This window comes from Candidatus Amoebophilus asiaticus 5a2 (assembly GCF_000020565.1).
GTDB lineage: Bacteria > Bacteroidota > Bacteroidia > Cytophagales > Amoebophilaceae > Amoebophilus > Amoebophilus asiaticus.
Map to the genome: position 1 here is coordinate 494,652 of NC_010830.1, position 24,350 is coordinate 519,001.

Annotated in this window: 17 protein-coding genes, 2 rRNA genes and 1 pseudogene; 16 read left to right on the top strand and 4 right to left on the bottom strand. The window is 36.8% G+C overall.

From position 1 onward, the window contains the following. Positions 1–16: 16 nt before the first annotated feature. Positions 17–1,111: a tetraacyldisaccharide 4'-kinase gene (lpxK, locus tag AASI_RS02165; RefSeq protein WP_012472605.1), complete on the bottom strand. Its 1,095-nt coding sequence runs from the start codon at positions 1,109–1,111 to the stop codon at positions 17–19. 65 nt (positions 1,112–1,176) lie between these two features. Here lpxK and AASI_RS02170 point away from each other — a divergent pair, with 65 nt between their 5' ends. From AASI_RS02170 to lpdA, 14 genes are all read left to right on the top strand, one after another. Then, the gene (locus AASI_RS02170; RefSeq protein ID WP_012472606.1) at positions 1,177–2,286 is read left to right on the top strand and encodes a Nif3-like dinuclear metal center hexameric protein; all 1,110 of its coding nucleotides are present in this window, start codon (positions 1,177–1,179) and stop codon (positions 2,284–2,286) included. 32 nt (positions 2,287–2,318) lie between these two features. Further along, positions 2,319–3,083, top strand: a complete 765-nt coding sequence (locus AASI_RS02175) for a zinc ribbon domain-containing protein (protein ID WP_012472607.1) — start codon at positions 2,319–2,321, stop codon at positions 3,081–3,083. 170 nt (positions 3,084–3,253) lie between these two features. Further along, the gene (locus tag AASI_RS02180; protein WP_012472608.1) at positions 3,254–3,640 is read left to right on the top strand and encodes a TraR/DksA family transcriptional regulator; all 387 of its coding nucleotides are present in this window, start codon (positions 3,254–3,256) and stop codon (positions 3,638–3,640) included. Positions 3,641–3,689: 49 nt separating this feature from the next. Next, positions 3,690–4,448, top strand: coding sequence for a pseudouridine synthase (locus AASI_RS02185; RefSeq protein ID WP_012472609.1), 759 nt, complete (start codon positions 3,690–3,692; stop codon positions 4,446–4,448). Between the two features lie 538 nt (positions 4,449–4,986). Next, positions 4,987–7,906: ribosomal RNA gene (locus tag AASI_RS02190) — 23S ribosomal RNA — on the top strand. A gap of 61 nt (positions 7,907–7,967) precedes the next feature. Further along, positions 7,968–8,078, top strand: a 5S ribosomal RNA gene (gene rrf, locus AASI_RS02195). Between the two features lie 838 nt (positions 8,079–8,916). Beyond that, on the top strand, positions 8,917–9,060 hold the full coding sequence (locus AASI_RS08770; RefSeq protein ID WP_187146288.1) for a hypothetical protein: 144 nt from the start codon (positions 8,917–8,919) through the stop codon (positions 9,058–9,060). 706 nt (positions 9,061–9,766) lie between these two features. Next, a complete protein-coding gene (locus tag AASI_RS07550) occupies positions 9,767–12,775 on the top strand; it encodes a patatin-like phospholipase family protein (protein ID WP_012472610.1) in 3,009 nt (1,002 codons plus the stop codon). After that, positions 12,776–13,375 (top strand): tetratricopeptide repeat protein, encoded by a 600-nt coding sequence (locus AASI_RS07555; RefSeq protein WP_262481540.1) that lies wholly within the window; start codon positions 12,776–12,778, stop codon positions 13,373–13,375. A 3-nt stretch (positions 13,376–13,378) separates the two neighbouring features. Further along, positions 13,379–13,732 carry a tetratricopeptide repeat protein gene (locus AASI_RS07560; protein ID WP_012472612.1) on the top strand — a complete coding sequence of 118 codons (354 nt, stop codon included), beginning with the start codon at positions 13,379–13,381 and terminating at the stop codon, positions 13,730–13,732. 120 nt (positions 13,733–13,852) lie between these two features. Beyond that, a complete protein-coding gene (locus AASI_RS09185) occupies positions 13,853–13,975 on the top strand; it encodes a hypothetical protein (RefSeq protein WP_262481533.1) in 123 nt (40 codons plus the stop codon). Continuing rightward, on the top strand, positions 13,965–14,396 hold the full coding sequence (locus tag AASI_RS07565) for a tetratricopeptide repeat protein (RefSeq protein ID WP_262481541.1): 432 nt from the start codon (positions 13,965–13,967) through the stop codon (positions 14,394–14,396). The genes AASI_RS09185 and AASI_RS07565 overlap by 11 nt, the downstream gene beginning before the upstream one ends. After that, the gene (locus AASI_RS09285) at positions 14,387–14,641 is read left to right on the top strand and encodes a tetratricopeptide repeat protein (RefSeq protein WP_083758869.1); all 255 of its coding nucleotides are present in this window, start codon (positions 14,387–14,389) and stop codon (positions 14,639–14,641) included. Before AASI_RS07565 ends, AASI_RS09285 begins: the two co-directional genes overlap by 10 nt. Positions 14,642–15,124: 483 nt before the next feature. Then, positions 15,125–16,519, top strand: coding sequence for a dihydrolipoyl dehydrogenase (gene lpdA, locus AASI_RS02215; RefSeq protein WP_044282962.1), 1,395 nt, complete (start codon positions 15,125–15,127; stop codon positions 16,517–16,519). Positions 16,520–16,844: 325 nt separating this feature from the next. On the opposite strand, the gene ileS is transcribed toward lpdA, so the two are convergent. The 3 genes from ileS to AASI_RS07960 all read right to left on the bottom strand — a co-directional run bounded on the left by ileS (position 16,845) and on the right by AASI_RS07960 (position 22,623). Then, positions 16,845–20,171, bottom strand: coding sequence for an isoleucine--tRNA ligase (gene ileS / locus AASI_RS02220; protein ID WP_012472615.1), 3,327 nt, complete (start codon positions 20,169–20,171; stop codon positions 16,845–16,847). 608 nt (positions 20,172–20,779) lie between these two features. After that, positions 20,780–21,445, bottom strand: coding sequence for a hypothetical protein (locus AASI_RS02225; protein WP_012472616.1), 666 nt, complete (start codon positions 21,443–21,445; stop codon positions 20,780–20,782). Positions 21,446–21,943: 498 nt separating this feature from the next. Continuing rightward, a protein-coding gene (locus tag AASI_RS07960; protein WP_148204919.1) for an IS1 family transposase occupies positions 21,944–22,623 on the bottom strand; the annotation gives its coding sequence in 2 pieces (ribosomal slippage) (positions 21,944–22,305 and positions 22,305–22,623; 681 coding nt in all). A gap of 165 nt (positions 22,624–22,788) precedes the next feature. Here AASI_RS07960 and AASI_RS02240 point away from each other — a divergent pair. Together AASI_RS02240 and AASI_RS02245 are read left to right on the top strand one after the other, a co-directional pair. Next, positions 22,789–23,306 (top strand): annotated as a pseudogene (locus AASI_RS02240) (IS1 family transposase); the annotation flags it as partial. A 226-nt stretch (positions 23,307–23,532) separates the two neighbouring features. Continuing rightward, positions 23,533–24,057 (top strand): hypothetical protein, encoded by a 525-nt coding sequence (locus tag AASI_RS02245; protein ID WP_012472618.1) that lies wholly within the window; start codon positions 23,533–23,535, stop codon positions 24,055–24,057. Positions 24,058–24,350: the final 293 nt, after the last annotated feature.

Below are 24,350 nucleotides of genomic sequence, written 5' to 3' on the forward strand. Positions count from 1 at the left end.
AATTAAAATTTAAATACTATTTCTCTATACTATCCCAGATAAGCTTTGTGAAAGCTTGTTCCCCTTCAATAAATTCCATAGACATAGGGAGTAAAAATACAGGTATTTGTCTTAAAATAGAAGATACATTTGGGTCTATAAGACGCATACTGTCTTTCTCTGTGGTCAATATACATTTTTTTTTGTAAGTAACTTGATTAAAAATGGATACAATTTTTCTTACATCTGTTTGGGTAAATTGATGATGGTCCTTAAATGCAATATGGTACACTAGTTGGTAAGTTTTGCATACATATTCTACTAGTGGAGCTGGGTCGGCAATTCCTGTTACTAATACAATATATTTAGAGAAATTATCTGCATGAGATGGGTATAGACTTTTAGGAGTGCTATATTGAATACGAGTGAAGAAAATAGGTGGAGTAGGAGTCTTGCAATATAGGTTAATATGTTGTTTAAAGTCTTCTTGCATATCATATGTTAGTACTTCAGGACATTTAGTTACAAGAATAATATCTGCACGACTTGCTGCCTGTCTAGGTTCTCTAAGCCTACCCACAGGCAATATATAATCCCTAAAAAAAGGTTTATGAAAACTGGTTAGCAAAAGATTTAATTTTCGCTTTACGCGTCTATGTTGGAAACCATCATCTAATAAAATAACTTCTGTATATGGATAATTAGTTATCAATCTTTGGATAGCTTTTGCCCTGTCTTCTGATACGATGACTTGTGTCTTGGCATTTTTAGTAACAAACTTTTTATATAACTGATAGGGTTCATCGCCAATAGTTCGTGCATTGTCCAGGATATTTGCTATTCTATATCCGTGCGTTTTGCGTTTGTATCCTCTGCTTACTACTACTGTATAAAAGTTTTCTTGAAGTAAACGGAGTAAGTATTCTATACAAGGAGTCTTTCCTGTGCCACCCACCGTAAGATTACCTATACTAATAATTGTTATTGGATGGGTATACTCATAAACTTGTTTAAGTCCAGCGTTGTATAAAAAGTTCCGAAGCCGCATAATTAACCCATAGAGCCACCCTAAGGGTGTTATTAGGTTTAAGCCTATAATAAATAGACGCCTTTTAAGTTTTTCAAATATCATAAAGCCCACATAATATTATTAACTTGCTAACATGTTATATAAAATTTGCTCATTATTTACTGTATATGGTCAAAGTTAAAGATATTACAAATTATTTAGAGCAGTGGGCACCATTAGCTTATCAAGAGAGTTATGATAATGCTGGACTTATAATAGGTAGTCCAATTACAGAAGTTACTGGTATACTGTTATGCTTAGATATTACAGAAACTATAATAGAAGAAGCAAAAGATAAGAACTGCAATTTAATTATAGCACACCACCCTATTATATTCAAACCTATAAAAAAATTAATAGGTATAAATTATGTAGAAAGATGTGTTATACAAGCTATTAGGTATAATATAGCCATTTATACAATACATACTAATTTAGACAATATTATACAGGGAGTAAGCTACAATATGGCTCGGCAGCTTGGTTTGGAAGCATGCAAAATATTGCTTCCTAAGCCACATACCCTACAAAAGTTGACTGCTTTTGTATCTCCTTTACAATTAGAAGAAGTGCGCAATGTTTTGCATCAGGCAGGCGCAGGCCATATAAATCATTACAGCAATTGTAGTTTTACTAGTAGTGCAGGTACTGCTACGTTTCAGCGTAACAGATCTATACACCATCCTATAGGCACATTAAAGCAGGATGATAAGGTTGAGTGGGCAACAGCTCATCAACTAGAAGTAGTATTTCCAGCTTATTTATCCAAAACTATAGTGGGCGCTCTCGAGCAATTATACGCTTGCAAAGAATTAGCTTACTATATCCAAAATATAGAAAATATGGATATACAGGTGGGGAGTGGAATAATAGGAGAGCTGCCTAGATCTTTTAATAACCAGGCATTTCTTACCTATCTTAAGGAAAAAATGGCACTGACTTGTATAAAGCACTCTGCTCTAGTTAAAAAGGATATTAAAAAAGTCGCTTTATGTGGTGGAGCTGGTATATTCTTATTAACAGAAGCTATTAAGCAAGGTGCAGATGTATTCGTAACAGCGGATGTAAAATATCATGATTTTTTTAGTGCCGAAGATCAAATTCTAATAGCAGATATAGGCCATTATGAAAGTGAAATAGCTATTAAAGAATTAATCTATAACAAATTGTCCGAAAAATTTAGTAACATTGTGTTATTAAAAAGTGCAATACAAACTAACCCAGTTTATTACTTCTAAATACTTCTAAAATAAAATTTGACATATACTTTATGGAAAACAATACTGTAAAAAACCTTAGCCTTTTGCTTGAGTTACAAGAAATTGATAAACAAATTAATAAAATTATTCAAGTAAGAGGTGGGTTGCCCCAGGAAGTGAAAAAGTTAGAAGATGATTTGTCTAACCTACAGTTGCAAGCCACAACCTGCCAAGAACAGACTATTAATCTAGAGCAAAATATCGCCTCGCTACGCATAAAGATTAAAGATATAGAAGCACAAGTGAAGCGATATGAGGACCAGCAGATGAATGTAAGGAATAATAGAGAATATGATGCTATAACTAAGGAGATAGAGTTACATAAATTAGATATTCAATTAGCAGAGAAAAAGATTAAAGAGAGTTATGAACAAATAGAAAAAAGTAAGCATGCTATTGAATTTCTTAATAAATCTATTGAAAAAGCCAAACAGAACCTGGCATCTAAGCAAGAAGATTTAAATTCAATAGTAGGAGAAAGCAAAGGAGAAGAAGAAAAATTAAATAAAAAGTGTCAACAATTACAAGCTAATATTGATAAGGCCTTACTTCAAAGCTATGAGAAGATTAGAAATAATGTGCGCAATAACTTAGCTGTAGTAACAGTAGCTGGGGGGGCATGTGGGGGATGTTTTACGATTATATATCCACAAATGCAAGCAGAAATCAAAGAAAAAAGGCAAATAATAAAATGTGAGCACTGTGGTAGAATTTTGGCAGATGTAGTAGATTCTGTAAGTGTAATTGCTGCAGAAGCAGATAGCCAAGTAGACTAATACAAGTATTGACATAACAAGATAAATTACTTATACTGCATATACAGCAACTAGTGTATAAGGCAAAAAATAAGCTAATTGGATAAAGCAGTATAAGTAATTTATAGGTAAAGCCTATCCTATAAAGAGTATTATATAGCTATCCTTTTGTCAATTTAATCTACATAGATATGGAAGAGCGTAAACAAAACAAATATTCAATAAAGGAGCTAAAAGAGTTTGAGAAGCTTATTTTAGAGAAGTTAGATAAAGCACGTAAAGAGCTTGTTTTTATTCAAGAGGCATTAGATAAAAGTAATGATAATAGTGTAGAAGTAAGTGTCAAGCTATTAGAAGAAGTACCTGATACTGTTGAAAAAGAAAACCTTGGCATCCTTATAGACCGACAGAGAAAATATATTGTACACTTAGAAAATGCGCTTACTAGAATTCAAAATGGTACTTATGGCGTTTGCACAGTTACAGGAGAGCTTATTGATAAGGATAGACTTAAAGTGGTTCCTCATTCTAGGCATTCAGTATTTGCTAAGCGAGCTAAAGAAGAAAAAGAAAAATAAGTTCGTAGACTTTTAGATTTTAGGTGATATAAGGCAACAGGCTAGTAATATGAGTAAAATTCTTTCTTATCCCTCAAAGGTAGCTTCTGATCAAATTAACTATGTTCGATTAAATAAATGGATAAGTAATGCCGGGATTTGTTCTAGAAGAGAAGCGGATGAACTCATACAAGCTGGCCGTATCACTGTTAATGGTGAAAAAATAACAACTTTAGGTTATCAAGTAAAAAATACTGATATAGTAAAATTTCGTGATAAAGTATTAAAACCAAACAAACACGTTTATATTCTTCTTAATAAGCCTAGAAACTGTATTACAACGGCATTTGATCCAGAACGTAGGAGAACGGTTTTAGATTTTGTAAAAGGTGCTTGCCAAGAGCGGGTATATCCTGTGGGTAGGCTTGATCGTAATACAACGGGACTTTTAGTTTTAACCAATGATGGGGACTTGGCCCAAAAGTTGGCTCACCCTTCTTATCAAATAAAAAAAATCTATCAAGTGGAGTTAGCAAGTCCCATCCAACCAAAAGACTTAGCAGCCATTAAAGCGGGTATTTGTCTAAAAGATGGTATTGTACAGGTTGACAGTATCTCTATAGTACAAGGAGATGAAAGTAAGTTGGGAATAGAAATACATTCAGGAAAAAATAGAATTATCAGGCGCTTATTTGAGCATCTCGGCTACCAAATTATTAATTTAGATAGAGTAATGTATGCTAATCTTACTAAGAAAGAACTTCCTAGAAGTAAATGGAGATTTTTAACTAATCAAGAGGTAGGCTATTTGAAAAGCTTAAAAAGCTAGCATATTATAAAACTTTTTAGGATCATATTTTGTCTTACACTCTTCTTATAGATTATCCTATACATCGAATAGTAAGAATTTCTTTATGATTAGTTAAGAGAGGTTTGAAACCTATATTTTAACAATAGATAGATTAATTGTATTTGTAAACTACATACATTAATTTGTATTAGAATTAAAAAATATAAAATAACTTATGAGGAGATGGTAGTCATTTAATTGTAATAATAAAGGATTGCTAACCAAGTAATTAAGTTTTTTGTAGGTCAATACAAGTAAAATTAATTGAGTAAAAATATTTTATTGGAAATTGCTTGTATATAAAAAGTTTTTTTATACCTTTGTAAAGATTCGAATGAGATAAATAATAAAATTATCTCACGAACTAAGAAATTAAGCGTTTGTCGTAAGCGCATTTTTAATTGCGGCAAAAAAAGTTCTTTGACATATTGTAAAAGTAAAAGCGGGAATAAACAATTTCAAGTATTAGATAGGATGTTCAAATATTATTTGGACATTGTAGTTAATACAAAAATGAAAAGAAGTAATGCAAGAGCGTATGGGGGATGCCTAGGCTCTCAGAGGCGATGAAGGACGTGACAAGCTGCGATAAGCTGCGGGGATTGGTTAATACAAATTGATCCGCAGATTTCCGAATGGGGAAACCCGATTCCAATGAAGTTGGATTCATCTCTGAATAGAGAAGCAAACCTGGGGAACTGAAACATCTAAGTACCCAGAGGAAGAGAAAACAATTAGTGATTCCGTTAGTAGTGGCGAGCGAAAGCGGAACAGCCCAAACCACAACAGTTACGGCTGATGTGGGGTTGTAGGACTAACATTACGGCTTGGTCGAGTGAACTTAAATTATCTGGAAAGATAAGCCATAGAAGGTGATAGCCCTGTCAAGGTAAGCAAGATTAAGTTAGTTAGTATCCTGAGTAGGTCGGTTCCGGTGAAAAACCGACTGAAGCAGCCAGCACCATCTGGCAAGGCTAAATACTACTGAGAGACCGATAGTGAACTAGTACCGTGAGGGAAAGGTGAAAAGTACCCTGAATAAGGGAGTGAAAAGTACCTGAAACCATACGCTTACAAGCGGTCGGAGCTTCTGATGTATATCATGGAGTGACGGCGTGCCTTTTGCATAATGAGCCTACGAGTTAGTCTTCTTTGGCTAGGTTAATCCTCTTGAGAGGAGCAGCCGAAGCGAAAGCGAGTCTGAATAGGGCGCTTAAGTCAGAGAAGCTAGACGCGAAACCTAGTGATCTACCCATGGCCAGGCTGAAGCGCTGGTAAAACAGCGTGGAGGGCCGAACCGGTGGACGTTGCAACATCCTCGGATGAGCTGTGGGTAGGGGTGAAAGGCTAATCAAACTAGGAAATAGCTCGTACTCTCCGAAATGCTTTTAGGAGCAGCCTTAAATGTAGACTAATAGAGGTAGAGCTACCGATCAGATAAGGGGGAGTAATATCCTACCGTATCTAGACGAACTCCGAATACTATTAGTTTTGTTTAGGAGAAAGGGCCAGGGTGCTAAGGTCCTGGTCCGAGAGGGAAAGAACCCAGACCATCAGCTAAGGTCCCAAAATATATGCTAAGTTGAACAAAGGAAGTCCAGTTGCTAAGACAGCCAGGATGTTGGCTTGGAAGCAGCCATTCATTGAAAGAGTGCGTAACAGCTCACTGGTCGAGTGACAGGGCGCCAACAATAATCGGGCATCAAGCATATTACCGAAGCTATGGCTCTATTACTTCATGTAATAGGGGGTAGGAGAGCATTCTAACAAAGCTGAAGCGGCAAGGAGACTTGCCGTGGATTGGTTAGAAAAGAAAATGTAGGCATAAGTAACGTTAATGCTGGTGGGAAACCAGCACACCGAAAAACTAAGGTTTCCACGGCTATGCTAGTCATCCGTGGGTTAGTCGGAGCCTAAGCTGTAGCCGAAGGGCGTAAGCGATGGACAATCGGTTAATATTCCGATACTAGCTAATAATAGAGAAGGGGGGACGAAGGAGTGAAAGGTCTGCCTCGTGACGAAATACGAGGTTGAAGCCAGTAAGTATAGGTCTGGGAGGCAAATCCCCCGGAACTGCTGAAGGTGATAGTACTGTAATCCTTCGGGAAAGCAGATAATGACCCTAATCATACTTCCAAGAAAAGCCTCTAATCGCTACGTTGTTAGCTATCCGTACCGTAAACCGACACTGGTAGTTGAGGAGAGAATCCTAAGGTGGACGAGTGATTCTTGATCAAGGAACTCGGCAAATTTGCCCTGTAACTTCGGGAAAAAGGGTGCCTCCTCATTTGTCTTCGGATAAGTGAGAGGTCGCAGTGAAAAGGCCCAGGCGACTGTTTACCAAAAACACAAGGCTTTGCAAAATCGAAAGATAAAGTATAAGGCCTGATACCTGCCCGGTGCTGGAAGGTTAAGGGGAGATGTTAGTCTTCGGACGAAGCATTGAACTGAAGCCCCAGTAAACGGCGGCCGTAACTATGACGGTCCTAAGGTAGCGAAATTCCTTGTCGGGTAAATTCCGACCTGCACGAATGGTATAACGACTTGGGCACTGTCTCGATCAAGAGCTCGGTGAAATTGTAGTAGCGGTGAAGATGCCGCTTACCCGCAACGGGACGAAAAGACCCCATGAACCTTTACTATAGCTTAACATTGGCAATATGTATATCATGTGTAGGATAGGTGGGAGACTTTGAAGCTGTGTCGCTAGGCATGGTGGAGTCAATCTTGAAATACCACCCTTGATATATGTGTTACCTCACTCCTGAGAGCAGGAGGACATTGTTTGGTGGGTAGTTTGACTGGGGCGGTCGCCTCCTAAAAAGTAACGGAGGCTTTCAAAGGTACCCTCAGCACGAATGGTAACCGTGCATAGAGTGCAATAGCATAAGGGTGCTTGACTGTGAGACTAACAAGTCGAGCAGGATCGAAAGATGGATATAGTGATCCGGTGGTTCCATATGGAAGGGCCATCGCTCAAAGGATAAAAGGTACTCTGGGGATAACAGGCTAATCTCTCCCAAGCGCCCATAGCGACGGGGAGGTTTGGCACCTCGATGTCGGCTCGTCACATCCTGGGGCTGGAGAAGGTCCCAAGGGTTGGGCTGTTCGCCCATTAAAGTGGCACGCGAGCTGGGTTCAGAACGTCGTGAGACAGTTTGGTCTCTATCTGTTGTGGGCGTTAGAAATTTGAGGGGAGCTGACCCTAGTACGAGAGGACCGGGTTGGGCAAACCGCTGGTGTATCAGTTGTGACGTCAGTTGCACCGCTGAGTAGCTACGTTTGTAAGAGATAAGTGCTGAAAGCATCTAAGCACGAAACTCGCCCCAAGATGAGATTTCTTAAGGGTGGTCATAGACGATGACCTTGATAGGTTGCAGGTGTAAAGTCAGAAATGGCAAAGCTGAGCAATACTAATTACCCGAATGCTTCTTTTGCAACCGCTTTTTACTTTTACTAATTTGTCTTATAAAGACTATTTATAAAGAAATTTAAAAATTAGGTGACTATAGCGTTGGGGTCCACCTCTTCCCATTCCGAACAGAGAAGTTAAGCCCAACAGCGCCGATGGTACTGCCCAAAAGGTGGGAGAGTAGGTCGTCGCCATTTTTTTATTTTATTACTATACCTTTCTTACTCTTACCATATTACTCTCCCTTTTTTCTTCTATAACTATAAAGTATAAAATAAAATTATACAATTAGTAACTGAAAAGTCTAAACAATTTATTTTTATTCGTTATGGCATTACAGATCGGGATTGGAGAACAATCTATCAGGTACCTCAAAACTTATCATTAAATGAAATGAAAAGAGGAAACAGCATATTTAACTATATAATAGAGAGTTTTCTTCAAAGAGATATTTACCCAAGCCAAATTATAATAAGTTTATTAATTACTCACCTTATGCACTAAATGTATTGGAAAGGAGAGATAAAGCTCTTTATATTATTTCCTTCTAAGAATTGATAAAGGAGGAAGTATGGAGCAGAACCTGCTTGATATTTATATCCATATCCTTTAGCCAGAATTAGTATGCTACAGCTACTAGCCTAGCTGCTATGCTATCTTAGATGGCCAGCTTAGCCATAATATGGTCAGTAGATTTTTAAACAAGAATTAACCTAAAGCCAAGCAGTGGTAGAGCTATGTCAAAGAGTATGTCTGCCGATATGAGCAACCAACAGATCTGGTGCTTATTATAACTCGATAAAAGAAAGACACTACACAGGTCATAATCATACTCTCCGTTGACATTGTTCCCATGCAAAAGGTAGCTATGTCAAAGGCATCAACCTGCTTTTTTGCCTTATCTATTATGGTGATATAACCCTAGCTATCTCTTTTTGCGCTACATTTTACCTATCCAGTAACAGGAAAGGACAAAGTGCGTTCGGCTATAACTAAAAATTAACGGTTTAGGACATCCATACAGTAAGGAATTTTGTGAGCTTTGAGTACGTGCTAGCAGATAGTTGGCTTACTACCAAGGACAACCTGCAACTAATCCATCACCAGCTAAAGAAGGAGTGTATATTTGGTACAAAATCCAATCGCTTGGTAGCTTTGTCTATAGAAGCCAAAAAGTAAGGTTAGTGCCATATTCTATCTTCACTTAGCTTAGAGGAGAATGATAAAAAGGCATCATTCTTGAAAGATATTGCTTTCTCTATAGCGATCATCAAGAAGTCCTTTACAAACGGAGATATTACCCAGGGTACATTATACCTTAGTAACTAATGATGGATATAGAAAAGGATGCTGGCTACATTTGCCAAGCCTACTGAAAATGGCGACCTATAGAAGAGTACCATAAATCAATCAAAGTAAATGCTAGCTTGTAAAAATTACCTACTAAGGTAGAGCGCCTACAACGTAACCATATCTTTGCCTTGATTGTAGGCTATTGTAAGTTGGAGCTGTTGGGCTTGAAAACTTCTCTAAACCATTTTGCTCTCAAGTATAAGCCACTTCTCAAAGCTAACCAGCTAGCTTTTACCGAACTGCAAAAAAAAATATGACCCTTGCTGCGTAACATGAGTTACTTAATTTTGTTGTGTAAAAATACTTCTGAATGGCGGCATACAGCAAGTTTAAATTTTGCTTTGTATAAATGTTGGTAGTTATCTAAGAAGTGTGTAGGTTTGCAACTCAAAAGGTTATTTATAAGTTACAAACAAATATCAATTTATTCTCATTTAAAATTGTGATCTCTAAGCACAGCGAAGGAATCAATTTTTAGATGATTATCTCTTTAATTTTCAATTTATTCTAATTCCAATTTATTCTAACTAACATGAAGCAACATTATAGTGTAGCTCGTCAATTTATGGCGTGTATTCTATTTGTAAGCCTATGCTTACAAAGCTGTACAAATATTTATGTCCCATCAAACCTTCCAATAAAAGAGGGCGAAAAATACGTTAGTGAGAGGGTTGTCCGGCAGCTAATAGGCAAACAATCGATTACCAAAGAAGGGCATATCGTTACTTTTTATCAGCAAGGAAACCAACTGCGTGCGGAAGTTGGAGAAAATTTACCACAGGGATTCGATAAAACGTATACTGTGCCTGTGTATATAGAGGAAGAAATGAAGCTAGCACAGGTAGCTAGTTTAAACGAAGAAGCTCAAAAGAAAAACATTCATGTGGTTTTTCCTAAAAACCAACAGGAAGGGTATGTATATGTAGGCCACACAGGTTTAATGGGAGGAGGTAAGGATAAAAAAAGCAGGAAGCAAGTATTGCCAGGAGAAGAAGAGGTAGAAGAAGAAACAGAGGAAAAATCCCCCAGAAGTACTGAAACAGAAGGTTATCAGGTAGCAATCCAACCAGCCTTTTCGCCTGAGCACCAACAAAAGTCCACACCTCGTTTGATCTTAAGTTTAGATGGAGGAGGTATTCGAGGGCTACTAGAAGCAGATGCGTTAAATTACATAGAAAAAGTATTAGCAGAAAGAATTATAAATCATTTTGGTGATCGATCTGCTCCAAAACCTGATGTGCGCTTAGGTGAATATTTTGACTTAATTGCAGGCACTTCCACAGGTGGTATTATTGCTTTAGCTATGCGTATTTTAGACCTTGCTACCAATCGGCCACGTTATAATATGGAAATAGTATCAGGAATATATAAAGATAAAGGAGGCAAAATCTTTTATGGTAATAACAAACTTTGGAAACTATTGTGCCAAGCAAAATCTAATATATATAATCCTAAGCCTTTAGAGGATATTTTAACAGAGTACTTTGGCAATGCAACTTTACAAGATTTATGTGATCCTGTTTTAATTACTACGTATGATACAGATAAACCTGGTATTTATCTTTTTAAAAGCTCTGATACAAAAAATGGTGCAAGCAAAAACTTTTATGTAAAGGATGTTGCTAGGGCTACTTCAGCAGCTCCTACTTATTTCCCTCCAGCACAGATTAGTTCTATAAGTGGAGAAAAATATTGTTTTATAGATGGAGGAGTTGCTGCGAATAATCCCGCTCTCTACGCTTATACATATGCTAAGGATAACTTATACCAAAATTCTCGTTTCCATCTTATTTCTTTAAATACAGGAACATCCCCAAAACCCAGCTTAGCACGTACAGCAAGTAAAGGTGGTGTTCTATTGGTACCTAAACTAATAGAGGTAGCTATGAATAGCAACAGTGATGCTGTTGAGTCGTATACAGCATCTTTGATTACTGAGAGACCAGGAGACACTTATACACGTTTAGAATTTGAAATTGATCATCAGACCACCAAAGCACTTGATAATGCTAGTAATAGCAATTTAGAAAAGTTGGTAAAATATGCTTGCAAAACAGTGGAGAAAGAAAAGGATGAAACCTTGAAGACTATAGTGGAGGCTATAGTGGATAGGTTAAAAAAGTGCAATTATTATGTTTTTCACTCGCTTGTTAAGGAAGCCCGTGAGCAACTACAAAATGGTGAGGGTAGGGCTGATTTATCCAAGACATACCTACAATCTTTGATGCTGCCGTATGTATGTGAGCGTGCTACATGGGAAATTGCACATGCTTTAAGCGTACCCCACATGCCCAGTTTAACCTATTTAGATTTAAGTGGTAATGAGCTTATATCTAAAGGTAATAGTTTAACATATTTAGAAAAGCTTAATAGTCTTATTTACCTAGATCTTAGTAATACAGGTCTAACCATAGATGGATTAGCAAAGCTAAAAGGTGCTAAGTTACATCTAGATATACTAAAAGTAAGAAACAACCCAAGATTAAACTGGATAAAGGCTGGTAGGATTGCAAATGAAATTGAGAACTATAAAATTTCTTATCTGGATAGTGATGTTATGAGAAATTTGGCAAGTCACTATCAAACTCAAGGCCGAGACACTAGAGCGGCTCTAATGATTGACCTAGCTGATGATAAACATACTACTGGTCCTGCTGAATTTCATTTAGGTAGGATGTATGAGAACGGATGGGATTTAGCTAAGAACTGGGAAAAAGCAATATTATGGTATCAAAGAGCTGGTAACCAAAACCATACAGAAGCACAATACAGGTTAGGTAGGATATATGAAAATGGCAGGGTAGCAAAAAAGGATGAGCAGACGGCTGCTCAATGGTATGAGAAAGCTGCTATACAAGGAAATAGAGTGGCACAATATGCATTATGCTCCATGTATGAAAGAGCTGTTAGACAAGGGTGCCCAAAGGTACAATATAGCTTGGGAAAAATGTATTATAATGGCTGGGGAGTAGACAAAAATTATCAGGAAGCAGTGGAATGGTATCAAAAGGCAGCTAACCAAGGATATGCAGAAGCACAATATCAATTAGGATATATGTATGAATATCCCAAAGGGCTATTGCAAAATTACAAGGAAGCAGCCAAGTGGTACCAAGCAGCAGCTAAGCAAGGTATAATAACTGCTCAGGTTAAGTTAGCAGATATGTCTTATTATGGACTAGGTGTTGATAAGGATGAACAAGAAGCATTCAGATGGTTTCAAAAGGCAGCTAATCAAGGACATGCAGCGGCACAACTTGTTTTGGGGGTAATGTATGTCAATGGACGAGGTGTTACCAAGGATGATGTTAAAGCTGTAGAATGGATTGAAAAGGCAGTTAATCAAGGAGATGCAGAAGCACAACTTGTTTTGGGGATAATGTATGCCAATGGACGAGGTGTTAATAAGGATGAAGAACAAGCAGTAGCATGGTATCAAAAAGCTGCCGATCAGGGAAGTGCAGTTGCACAATATATGCTGGAGCAGAGGTATGAGAATGGACGAGGTGTTACCAAGGATGATGTTAAAGCTGTAGAATAGATTGAAAAAGCTGCCGATCAGGGAAGTGCAGTTGCACAATATATGCTGGGCCAGAGGTATGAGAATGGACGAGGTGTTACTAAGGATTATGTTAAAGCTGTAGAATGGTATCAAAAAGCTGCTAAACAAGGAGATGCAGAAGCTCAATATATCCTAGGTTGTATGTATGATGATGGACGAGGAGTAATAAAAGATGAGCAAAAAGCATTCAAATGGTATCAAAAAGCTGCAGGTCAAGGTTATGCAAAAGCACAATTTAACCTGGGAGTAAGTTATGCTAACGGACAAGGAATAGCTGAAGATGAGAAGAAAGCTGTAGAGTGGTATCAGAAAGCAGCTGAGCAAGGGCATGTAGGTGCACAATATAACTTAGGCGTAATATACGAAGGAGGCATGGGTATTAAGCAAAATTATAAGCAAGCAGTAAGTTGGTATCAGGCGGCAACTGAAAAAGGTAGCCCTATTGCTCAAGCTAGCCTAGCTAGAATGTATTTCAATGGATGGGGCATTAAGAAAGATATTAAACGAGCTGATGCTTTATTGCAGTTAGTCCATAAAGAAATACAAGCTGGTGCTGAGAGAGGCGATATAGAATGTTAATTTATGTTAGGGTGGATGTATTATAATGGACAAGGAGTTAATAAAGACGATGCAGAAGCTGTCGAGTGGTATGAAAAAGCAGCGAGTCAAGGATATGTAGCTGCACAAAATAACCTTGGTATAATGTATAATAATGGACGTGGTGTAGAAAAAGATGACGCAAAAGCTGTCGAGTGGTATAAAAAAGCAGCTGAAAAAGGATATGCTTATGCACAATTCAATTTAGGAAGAATGTATGAGAATGGACAAGGAGTCGCTAAAGATTATGCAAAAGCCAAAGAATGGTATAGAAAAGCAGCGAGGCGAGGTGATGCCAAGGCAAAAGTTGCCCTTAGTAAATTGGAAAGTCTCAATTAATTGATCACCAAAAGAATAAACTACTAGAATTCAAGAAATAGTATTGGCTTAACCTGTAAACTTATTTCAGAAAAAGTCAGCTTGTCAGCTTAAATCTAAACTAGTACAATTTATCTAATGATGGAGGCTATAGGGTTGAAAAAAGGGAATAAACAAAGAGCTGAGCATATTGCTAGGCAGATGTTGCAAGATGGTATACCTATGGAACATATTGTAAGATGGACGAGGAGTAATAAAAGATGAGCAAAAAGCATTCAAATGGTATCAGAAAGTTGCAGGTCAAGGTTATGTAAAAGCACAATATCAATTAGGATGGATGTATCAATATGGGGAAAGTGTAGATAAGGATTATGTTAAAGTTGTAGGATGGTATCAGAAAGCTGCTGCACAAGGACTTGCACGGGCACAACATAACTTAGGTATACTGTATGCCAATGGACGAGGTATTAATAAGGATGAAGAACAAGCAGTAGCATGGCATCAAAAAGCAGCTGAGCAAGGGAATATGTATGCACAAAATAATTTAGGCGATATGTATCATAAGGGCTGGGGAGTTGAGAAGAATGATATTAAGGCATTGAAATGGTATGAAAGAGCTGCTAGCCAAGGAGATGCAGAGGTACAATATAATTTGGAAAGAATGTATTATAATGGCTGGGGGTAAACAAGAATTACCAGGAAGCAGTAGCATGGTATCAAAAGGCTGCTGACCAAGGACTTGCAAGAGCACAATTTATCCTAGGCATGTTATACTATGAAGGACAAGGTATTACTCAAGATTATGCTAAAGGAAAAGAATGGTATGGAAAAGCTGCTAAACAAGGAGATGTAACAAACACAATATCAAGATGTATGTGTGAATATGATCATACTCTACTGTATGGGGCTGCACAAGAGGAAGCCACTTAGAAGTAGCTAAACTATCAATAGAAATGGGAATAATGCTAACAGGCAAAAAGATGCTCATCTGTGTAGGATTTTTTTGTTCTATAGAATTATTTATGAATAATAAGTATACCTGCTATTATTTGCCGATTTTGCTGTACATACTTTTAACATAAGTTCACTTAGCTTTAAAGAGGCTCTTGTTTAAAAATTTAGCAACCCTAACATAGCTAATGTGTCCATTCAAAAGAGTAGAGCATCCTATAGCTGTAGTATACCGATACCCGCTAAGATGATAGTCAGTTTTTTTAACCTATTTGAGCTGGAAGGTAAGTTATTGTCCTATACTGAATTGGCTTTCAAGATTCAATTATTTACCATGCTTCCTTTGCAGTAATTTTATATCTATCTAGCCTCTTACTTTTTTTTATACTTCCGAAAAGTTAGTTTTGTATAACTTCAGCTATGGTAGAAAATTCTTGCCATAGCCTTAACCTAGTTGTACCTATGCATACATCCTATGACCTTATCATTATTGGAGGCGGGCCTGGTGGCTACGTAGCCGCTATCCGAGCTGCGCAGTTAGGCATGCGCGTGGCTGTAGTAGAACAAGAAGCACTTGGTGGCGTTTGCCTTAACTGGGGCTGTATTCCTACCAAAGCACTGCTTAAAAGTGCCCAGGTTTTTGAATATATTAAGCATGCAGCTTCTTATGGTATTCAAGTCCAAGATGCTACTCCTAATTTTACTAGCATGATACAGCGTAGTAGAGGCGTAGCAAATACCATGAGCAAAGGCATACAAACTTTATTTAAAAAGCATAAAATTGATACAATTTACGGAGTAGGTAAACTTGGCACGCGTACAACAGTAATAGTAAAAGACCATACAGGTAACAACACTACTTATCAGGCTAAAAATATTATTTTGGCTACAGGTAGCAGAAGCAAATCATTACCGAATTTACCTATTGACCGTCAACATATTATAGGGTATAGAGAAGCGTTATCACTACCCAAACAGCCTAAATCTATGGTTATTGTAGGTGCAGGTGCTATTGGTGTGGAGTTTGCATATTTCTACAATGCTATAGGAACTTCTGTAACTTTAGTAGAGTATATGCCGCGTATATTACCTTTAGAAGACGAAGATATATCTAAGCAGCTCTTAAAGTCTCTTACACAAACTGATATAAGCGTTCATACGAGTACTGAAGTGATAGGCGTTATACGAGATGGCGGACAATGCCAAGTACAAATTAACTCCCAAACAGGTATGCAAACTCTTCCTTGTGATGTAGTATTATCTGCAGTAGGTGTAGTTAGCAATCTGGAAAATATAGGATTAGAAGAAGTTGGCGTGTCTGTAGAGAAAGGCAAAGTAGTAGTAGACGACTTTTATAGGACCAATGTACCTGGCATATATGCCATTGGAGATATCGTTAGAGGTCCTGCCCTAGCTCACGTAGCTTCTGCAGAAGGAATTTTATGTGTAGAAAAAATAGCTGGTCTTGAACCCGAGTCTTTAGATTATCATAACATTCCTGCTTGTACGTATTGTCAACCAGAAGTAGCTTCAGTAGGGTATACTGAACAAGCTGCAAAAGAAGCTGGCTATAGCATCAAAGTAGGTAAATTCCCTTTTACAGCCTCAGGTAAAGCTCATGCTGCAGGCGATTCAACAGGTTTTGTTAAAGTTATTTTCGATGCTAAATATGGAGAGTGGCTAGGTGCGCATATGATAGGTCATAATGTAACAGAAATGATTGCTGAAGTAGTAGCTGCTAGAAAGCTAGAAACAACAGGTCATGAAATTATTAAATCTGTCCACCCACATCCTACGATGTCAGAAGCTGTTATGGAAGCTGTAGCTGCCGCTTATCAGGAAGCTATACATATCTAAACTGGATTAATTATCGTTAAGTATAGACACAGCACAAATCTTCTCGCAATATGTCTGCATCTTTGCACTTGTAATACAGTTTATACAAGCTTAACATACGCGTTCACTGGTCTACTAATACTAGAAATACATTGTTTTGAGTATAAAGGTTGCTAAGAATAAAACACGAGGTAGTTATAGAATTAACCGTATACTAACCATAAACAATAGCTTTTATAGGTAGTTGCTAAATAAAATATGCGTTTTTGGCTCATTTTAAAGGTAGTAGACATGTGAACCCGTACATCGCTATGGTATTATTCCCTTAGTTTACGCTAATAGTTATTTACTGTCCAGCAGTGTCTAGTTTTACATTTATTTGTAACACATAATTGTCTATTTCTACTTGCTCACCTTTTGTTAAGCTTTCTAATACAGTAAACTGTAAAGCTTGTGTCTCCTGGCAAATATACGTTTGGTATACTGTAACTGCTTCTTTTACAAAGTCTTCTTGAGAAGCTATAGCGAGCTGTATCTTATCCTGTACTTCTAAGCCCATAGACTTACGCATGTTCTGTATCCTATTTATTACGTCTCTGGCAACACCTTCTTGTCGTAGTGCATCTGTAACAGTTATATCTAGTGCAACTGTAATGCTTTCCTGGCTGGCTACAGACCAACCAGGAATATCTTCCGAAATAATCATTACATCTTCCAAAGAAAGTCTGATCATATCTTTACCTATATTGAGCATTAATTCTTGATGCGCTTCCAATAAGAGAATATCTTCTTGAGTAAGCGTAGTAAGGGCTTCTGTTATAGGCTTAATCTGTGCTTTGTAACGTTGGCCTAATTGTTTAAAGTTGGGCTTTACCTTTTTAGCAACTAGCTCACTGGTATGGGCTATGTATGTAATCTGTTTGATGTTTGTTTCAGCTAAGATAAGGTCAGCAACAGCTTCTATTTGTGCTTGCATAGCCTCGTTTGTAACAGGGACAATTAGCTTAGTAAGTGGTTGTCTAACTTTAAGATTATGCTTTTTTCTCAACGAATGCACTAAAGATACAATGGTTTGTGCTTGTTGCATCTTAGCTTCTAAAGCTAAATTAATAGCTGAAGTATTTACAACAGGCCAGTCGCTTAAATGTATAGAGGAAGTTTTATCTTCTTGTTGTACTAATTGTAAATCTTTGTACATGCGCTCGGTATAAAATGGTGCAATAGGTGATGCTAACTGTACAACCGTTGTTAAGCAGGTATATAATGTTTGGTAAGCTGCTGTTTTATCTTGAGTTTGTTCACTTTTCCAAAAACGTTTCCTATTGAGCCGTACGTACCAGTTGCTTAAATCATCAACTACAAAGTCTTGTATAGCGCGGCAAGCTCTAGTAGGCTCATACGCATCAAGCTCTGTTGTAACAAACTGAATGAGACTATGTAGTCGTGAAAGGATCCAGCGGTCAATCTCTGGCCGTCCCTTAAGAGGTATGTTGGACTGTTTATTAAAGAAAAAGTCATCTAGGTTGGCATATAACGCAAAGAAGCTATAAGTGTTCTGCAAAGTAGAAAAGAATTTACGTGTTACTTCTACCAGGCCCTCTGTGTCAAACTTAAGGTTATCCCAAGGGTTCGCATTGCTAATCATATACCAGCGCAGTGCGTCAGGGCCATGCTGTTGCATAATTTGGAAAGGGTCAATAGAATTACCCAACCGCTTAGACATCTTATTCCCGATTTTATCCAGAATTAACCCATTTGAAACTACATTTTTAAAAGCCACGCTATCGAATAACATAACCGCAATAGCATGGAGCGTAAAGAACCAACCTCGTGTTTGGTCAACACCTTCGGCAATAAAATCTGCTGGAAAGCTTTGTTGAAAAGTTTCTTTATTCTCAAAAGGGTAATGCCATTGTGCGTAAGGCATAGCACCAGAGTCAAACCAGACATCAATTAAGTCGGTTGTCCGATGCATTTCTTTCCCTGAAGGGCTTGCCAGTACAATGTTATCTACATAAGGACGATGTAGATCAAAATCTATAGGAAGCGGATGTTCCATAAAACCTGCTGCTATGGATTTTTCTACTTCTTGGTTGAGTTCTTGTATAGAACCAATGCAAAGCTCTTCCTGCCCGTCTTCAGTACGCCAGATGGGTAATGGAGTACCCCAAAATCGATCACGACTCAAATTCCAGTCCACTAGATTTTCTAGCCAGTTTTCAAAGCGGCCTGTGCCCGTAGAGGCGGGCTTCCAATTGATTGTTTTATTGAGTGCTATCAGTCGATCTTTATAAGCTGTAGTACGGATAAACCAGGCATCCAATGGATAATATAAAATCGGTTTATCGGTACGCCAACAGTGCGGGTAGTTATGCTCGTATTTTGCTACGAGGAAAGCTTTATTTTCTTGCTTAAGTTTGATTGCAATGAGTACGTCTGCTGATTTATATTCTGGTTGGTTACGGATATTTTCAGGTTCATAATCTTCTTTTACATATTTGCCTGCCCAATCTGTAATCTCTTCTACAAAGCGCCCTTGCTTATCCACAATGGGTACAGCTTTACCATCACGTTCAACTGTGATAGCTGGTATATTCGATTTTTGTGCAAGGCGCATATCATCGGCTCCAAACGTAGGGGCTATATGTACAATACCAGTTCCTTCATCCGTAGTAACAAAGTCGCCCGATACAATCCTAAAAGTATGGTTCACAGGTTGTACATAAGGCAGCAGTTGCTCATATTCAAGCCCTACTAAATCTTTACCCTGATATTTTGCTATTATTTCCCATGGTATAGTAGATGCGCCTGGTTGGTAATGGGCCACTGCTTCCCTATCAGGAGATGTAGTAAAATAGCGTGCTAAGGCTGCTTCAGCCAAGATGACTTGTACTAGTTGATGTGTATAAGGGTTATAAGTACGTACCTTTACATAAGTTATGTTTTCTCCTATGGCCAATGCGCTGTTGGCTGGTAGTGTCCAGGGGGTTGTTGTCCAAGCTAGTACATAGTCTTGCTCAGCATTTTTAAGCTTAAATTGTGCTACTACAGTAACATCTTTGACCGACCTATAGCAACCAGGTTGATTAAGTTCATGCGAGCTTAATCCTGTGCCTGCAGCAGGTGAATAGGGTTGGATACTATATCCTTTGTAAAGAAGTCCTTTACTATAAAGCTGTTTCAATAAATACCAAACAGACTCAATATACTGGCGATCATAAGTAATATACGGATTTTCTGTGTCTAGCCAATACCCTAGCTCGGTCGTTAGCTTTTCCCATTGGTCAGTATAACGCATCACTGTTTGACGACAATGTGCATTGTACTCTTCAATACTAATTCTTTTGCCAATCTCTTCTTTCGTGATACCTAAAGATTTCTCTACTTGCAGTTCTACAGGAAGTCCGTGTGTATCCCAGCCACTTTTACGTTTCACCTGGTAACCCTGTAAAGTTTTATAACGACAAAACAAGTCCTTAAGTGCTCTAGATAGCACATGATGGATGCCTGGTTCTCCATTGGCAGAAGGCGGCCCTTCGTAAAAAGTAAAGCTAGGCTTTCCCTCACGATTTTTAATAGATTCAAGAAATATATCGTGGTTTTGCCAAAATTCATTTATTTCTTGTGCTACTTGAACTAAATCTAGTTGTTTGTATTCAGGATATTTTTTCATGGAAAGGTTCCTTACAAAAAAAAGTTTTTGTTAGTTGAGATTACGACTAAATAGCTAATCTCTAAGATTTGCTAAATTACTGATTAAGCCAGTATGTAACAAGTAAAGTTGAAAATGGTATATCTTGTATTATGTCAATAGATCCATAATTCTTCATGCTTTTATGAATTAGGGTTAGTTCATAATATATTTTAGAGATAATTTTAGGTAAACGTTATTTCGATTATCAGCATGGTTCTTTTTGTTGCACATTGAAGATCAAACGGTATTTGTAATTTTCTCTTTGGTCCTATATGAAAATTTTTAGAACAGTAAATGGCAGTACCTCTTCCCGTTATGTTATCAATAATAAAAATATACAAGCAAGCTGATTAAAATGTGCTCTATTTGTACTAATATATTGTTGGTCGGTAAGAAAAAGCCCTACTATAACCCTAAAAAGGTTATATAGAAATAGATATGCTTTTTAATAACCTCTCTATTAAGTAAGTTTGATAAATTTTTATAAACTAATAGAGGATTGGGTTACCAAACATCTTGTTATAAAACACATATTTAAAAATATGTATTTGCACATTGTTAAGGGTAATTCCTGATACTAAAAAAGATTATTTTAACTCTTTTGGATCTACTAAGTTAACACGAGGATTATCTTTTCTAATAATGATTTCTTCTAGTTGAAATTCAACTTTTAATTCTTCCAATGTTGTTTCGTAATAGTAGCTTTGATAGAAAGAATCCTCAAAGACCTTCTGTCTGTTATGTACAATTGAAGTTAACTCTATTTTGCTTCTATATATCATATTTGAGAATTGTACAACAATACTCTTTTCATTTACTTTTAATACACGTGCTAAGACATATCCAAATTGTTTTTTGTCATTTAAAATTAGGAAATCCCCTGTTTGAACTAAATCCTTGTTAGCTCTAATCTCATACATCTCCTTTCTTTTACTTTTCTCGTTAGCTTTGCCATCGAAAGAGATGACGCCAGTAAGGATATACAAAGCAATAAGACATAACATGATAAGCCCACCTATATAACTTAAAATAGGTGTTTTGAATACAGAAAGATTAACTCCTTTTGCTAAATTTTCTACCTTATCATTGGAGATAGTGGAATGGCAGTTTAAGCATGTTAGTAAAAATATTTTTTCCGTGGGTATAAATGGGATCCACCAAATATGACCATAACGTTGAATTCCATGTAAAACAAATTTTGTATTCCCACAAGCATTACAAGATGGTCCTTCGACAGCTATTTGCTGCCTCATACTCATAGAAGATGTTCCCCAAATTAGCATAGTAGTAAATAGATTTGTGCCCTGTTATGGCATATATTATAGAATAAAATTGAAATTTTTTGATATAATAAGAATACTATAGATGTTTATGATGCAAATTTAAAACCTCTTATTCTACTTACCAATACTTTTATATTTTTAATCATTATAAAAGCTATTTTCTGAGTATACCCTTATAATCTTACAGGTAAGCATCGATTAGTGTTATAATTATAATAATATATAAGCTTTGTAATAGTATTTAATATGTCTTAAAGGAAAAGGATATACTTTAAAAACATGTATAAATATAATGATTCTACTGGTTGTACAATTAGGATACTAGTTTAGTGAATAAGAAAAACAACTTATTATTTAGATGTTTGGTCCCTAACAATTAGACCTCTTGCATAACTCTATTTACAGTTATATAGAATGGGTTTTTATGCAAAGATTCTTGAGGTTATGCAAGAAGCCTATTTGGTATTGTTAAATTAAGATAGACAGCTGATTATTTAGCTTGGCCATTAGCAGGTTGAGCGATTTTTCTATCATGTGCACCTGTTTGCTATAGCATTTTCCTTTACGCTTAAATCTTGCTAAATAGTGCCTCATTAAGCTATTATATCCTTCCACTGTATAAGTTTCTGCCTTGCTTTGTCGGTGTTTATCTTTTGGAATAAACTGCTGGTAGCTTTTCCAATAGTCACTACAATACAGCTTGCCTATATCCTTGACGCGCTCCCATAACTTCAGTCCGGTTTGTGTCGAGCGATCTCCACACACATAAGATATAAAGCGCTTGCTCAATCTATCAACAGCTATCCATATCCAGCAGTAGACTTTTTTGAACCCACATAAGTGTGTATTTCATCCATCTCGACTATCTCTACTTCATCTTGTCTTTCTGGTAAACTTACTTGCTCTCCAGATGCTTTTACCCATTGATAGACTGTTCCATAGCTTATGTTGAGTATACGGCCTATAGCTCGAAATCCTAATCCTTCTAAGTATAATTGCAACGCTTTTCGCTTAGTATATACAGGTTTAACATCTGATTTGTGACTAACTGTGTAACGGAAACGGCAACTTTTACACTGGTAGCGCTGTCTACCTCTAACAATTCCATCTTTACAGCTTTGAGTATTATTACATCGAGGACAGTTCATACTTTTTCCTCTAACTTACTAATCCTATCCCAATTTAACAATACCGCCTATTTTAATAAGGCAGTGTTCTAGTAATAAGGAAAATGTATAGCAAGTAGTCTCAAGTTTCTACAACTGAATAGTAGCCTAGCTTACTGATGGCAAAACAAACAATCGATTATCTATGAAGGATTAGGATTTCGAGCTATAGGGCGTATACTCAACATAAGCTATGGAACAGTCTATCAATGGGTAAAAGCATGTGGAGATCAAGTAAGTTTACCAGAAAGCCAAGATCAAGTAGATATAGTCGAGATGGATGAAATACACACATATGTGGGTTCAAAAAAGTCTACTGCTGGATATGGATAGCTGTTGATAGATTGAGCAAGCGTTTTATATCATATGTGTGTGGAGATCGCTCGACACAAACCGGACTGAAGTTATGGGAGCGCGTCAAGGATATAGGCAAGCTGTATTGTAGTGACTATTGGAAAAGTTATGAGCAGTTTATTCCAAAAGATAAACACCGACAAAGCAAATCAGAAACATATACAGTGGAAGGATATAATAGCTTAATTAGGCACTATTTAGCTAGATTTAAGCGCAAAGGTAAATGTTATAGCAAGCAGGTACATATGATAGAAAAATCGCTCAACCTGCTAATGGCCAAGCTAAATAATCAGCTGCCTATCTTAATTTAACAATACCCAAAATATTAATACCTTTACTAAGGGACTAAACACTTCCAATGTATCACCTCATTGTGCAGATTTTAATGTTTTAAATGTTGTAGATATATTTATTGCAAGATTATCTAATTCTAGTTTGTTCAAAAGTACAATAGAAAAATATCCAGAAGTTAAGTTGCTGAATGAAAATAAAGTATTTCATGTGGAAATAAAACAACCATAAAAACATAATAATAAGATGATAAGAGATCATATGAAGTTTTGTATACTATTACTATCTATGTTAGCTGGCTCAGTTAGTGCCACGGATAACCCAGATGGGTGTGTGTTTGATTCTAATTCTATTACAGATGATTTTTTGAAAGAAAATAAAAATATACAATCTTATACCTGGTCAAATAAAGATAAAACCGCTTACATTTTATTAAAAAGTGGAGAATATGTGTTTGTAAAAAAATGGGCTTGTGTTCATTACGGAATGGAAGCAAAAAAAATAAGTATACTTCCTAGTGAGGAACAAGCCAGTATAACATACTGGCAAAAAGATATGCTAAGTTTTGGGGAGCAGTTTTTAAGTACAGGCAACTTTGAAGCATATAAGTCTGCTGTTGAAAAAACAGATTGGGCACAAGGAAAAGATAATTTAGAGGTTAATGACAAATATCAGATAGATATTCCTGGGTTCTCTTATCCATTGTACTATGCTACACTCGAAAGGATAGGTGATATGGTAATAACGACTGTCTATTATTATATGAATTAAACTATGGTTTATTTATTATATGATTAAGAAAAGAGGTACGGAGTCTATTGGACAGAAAAAGAAGATGTGCGTTAATAAATTAAGACCTATTTGATTGTATGATTCGCATACATTATTACCACAGGGATGTAAGATGAAATAAAAACTTTTTAGCTATAAAAGGGTTTTTTACTCACTAAAAAATGGCTGAAAATACAGTTAAAAGTAAAGATTAAAAGTATTTTTATAAAGCCAAATATAAATAGATAGTTTTAAGTTAACCTGGCATTTAAATGGTAACTACGTATGCGAAT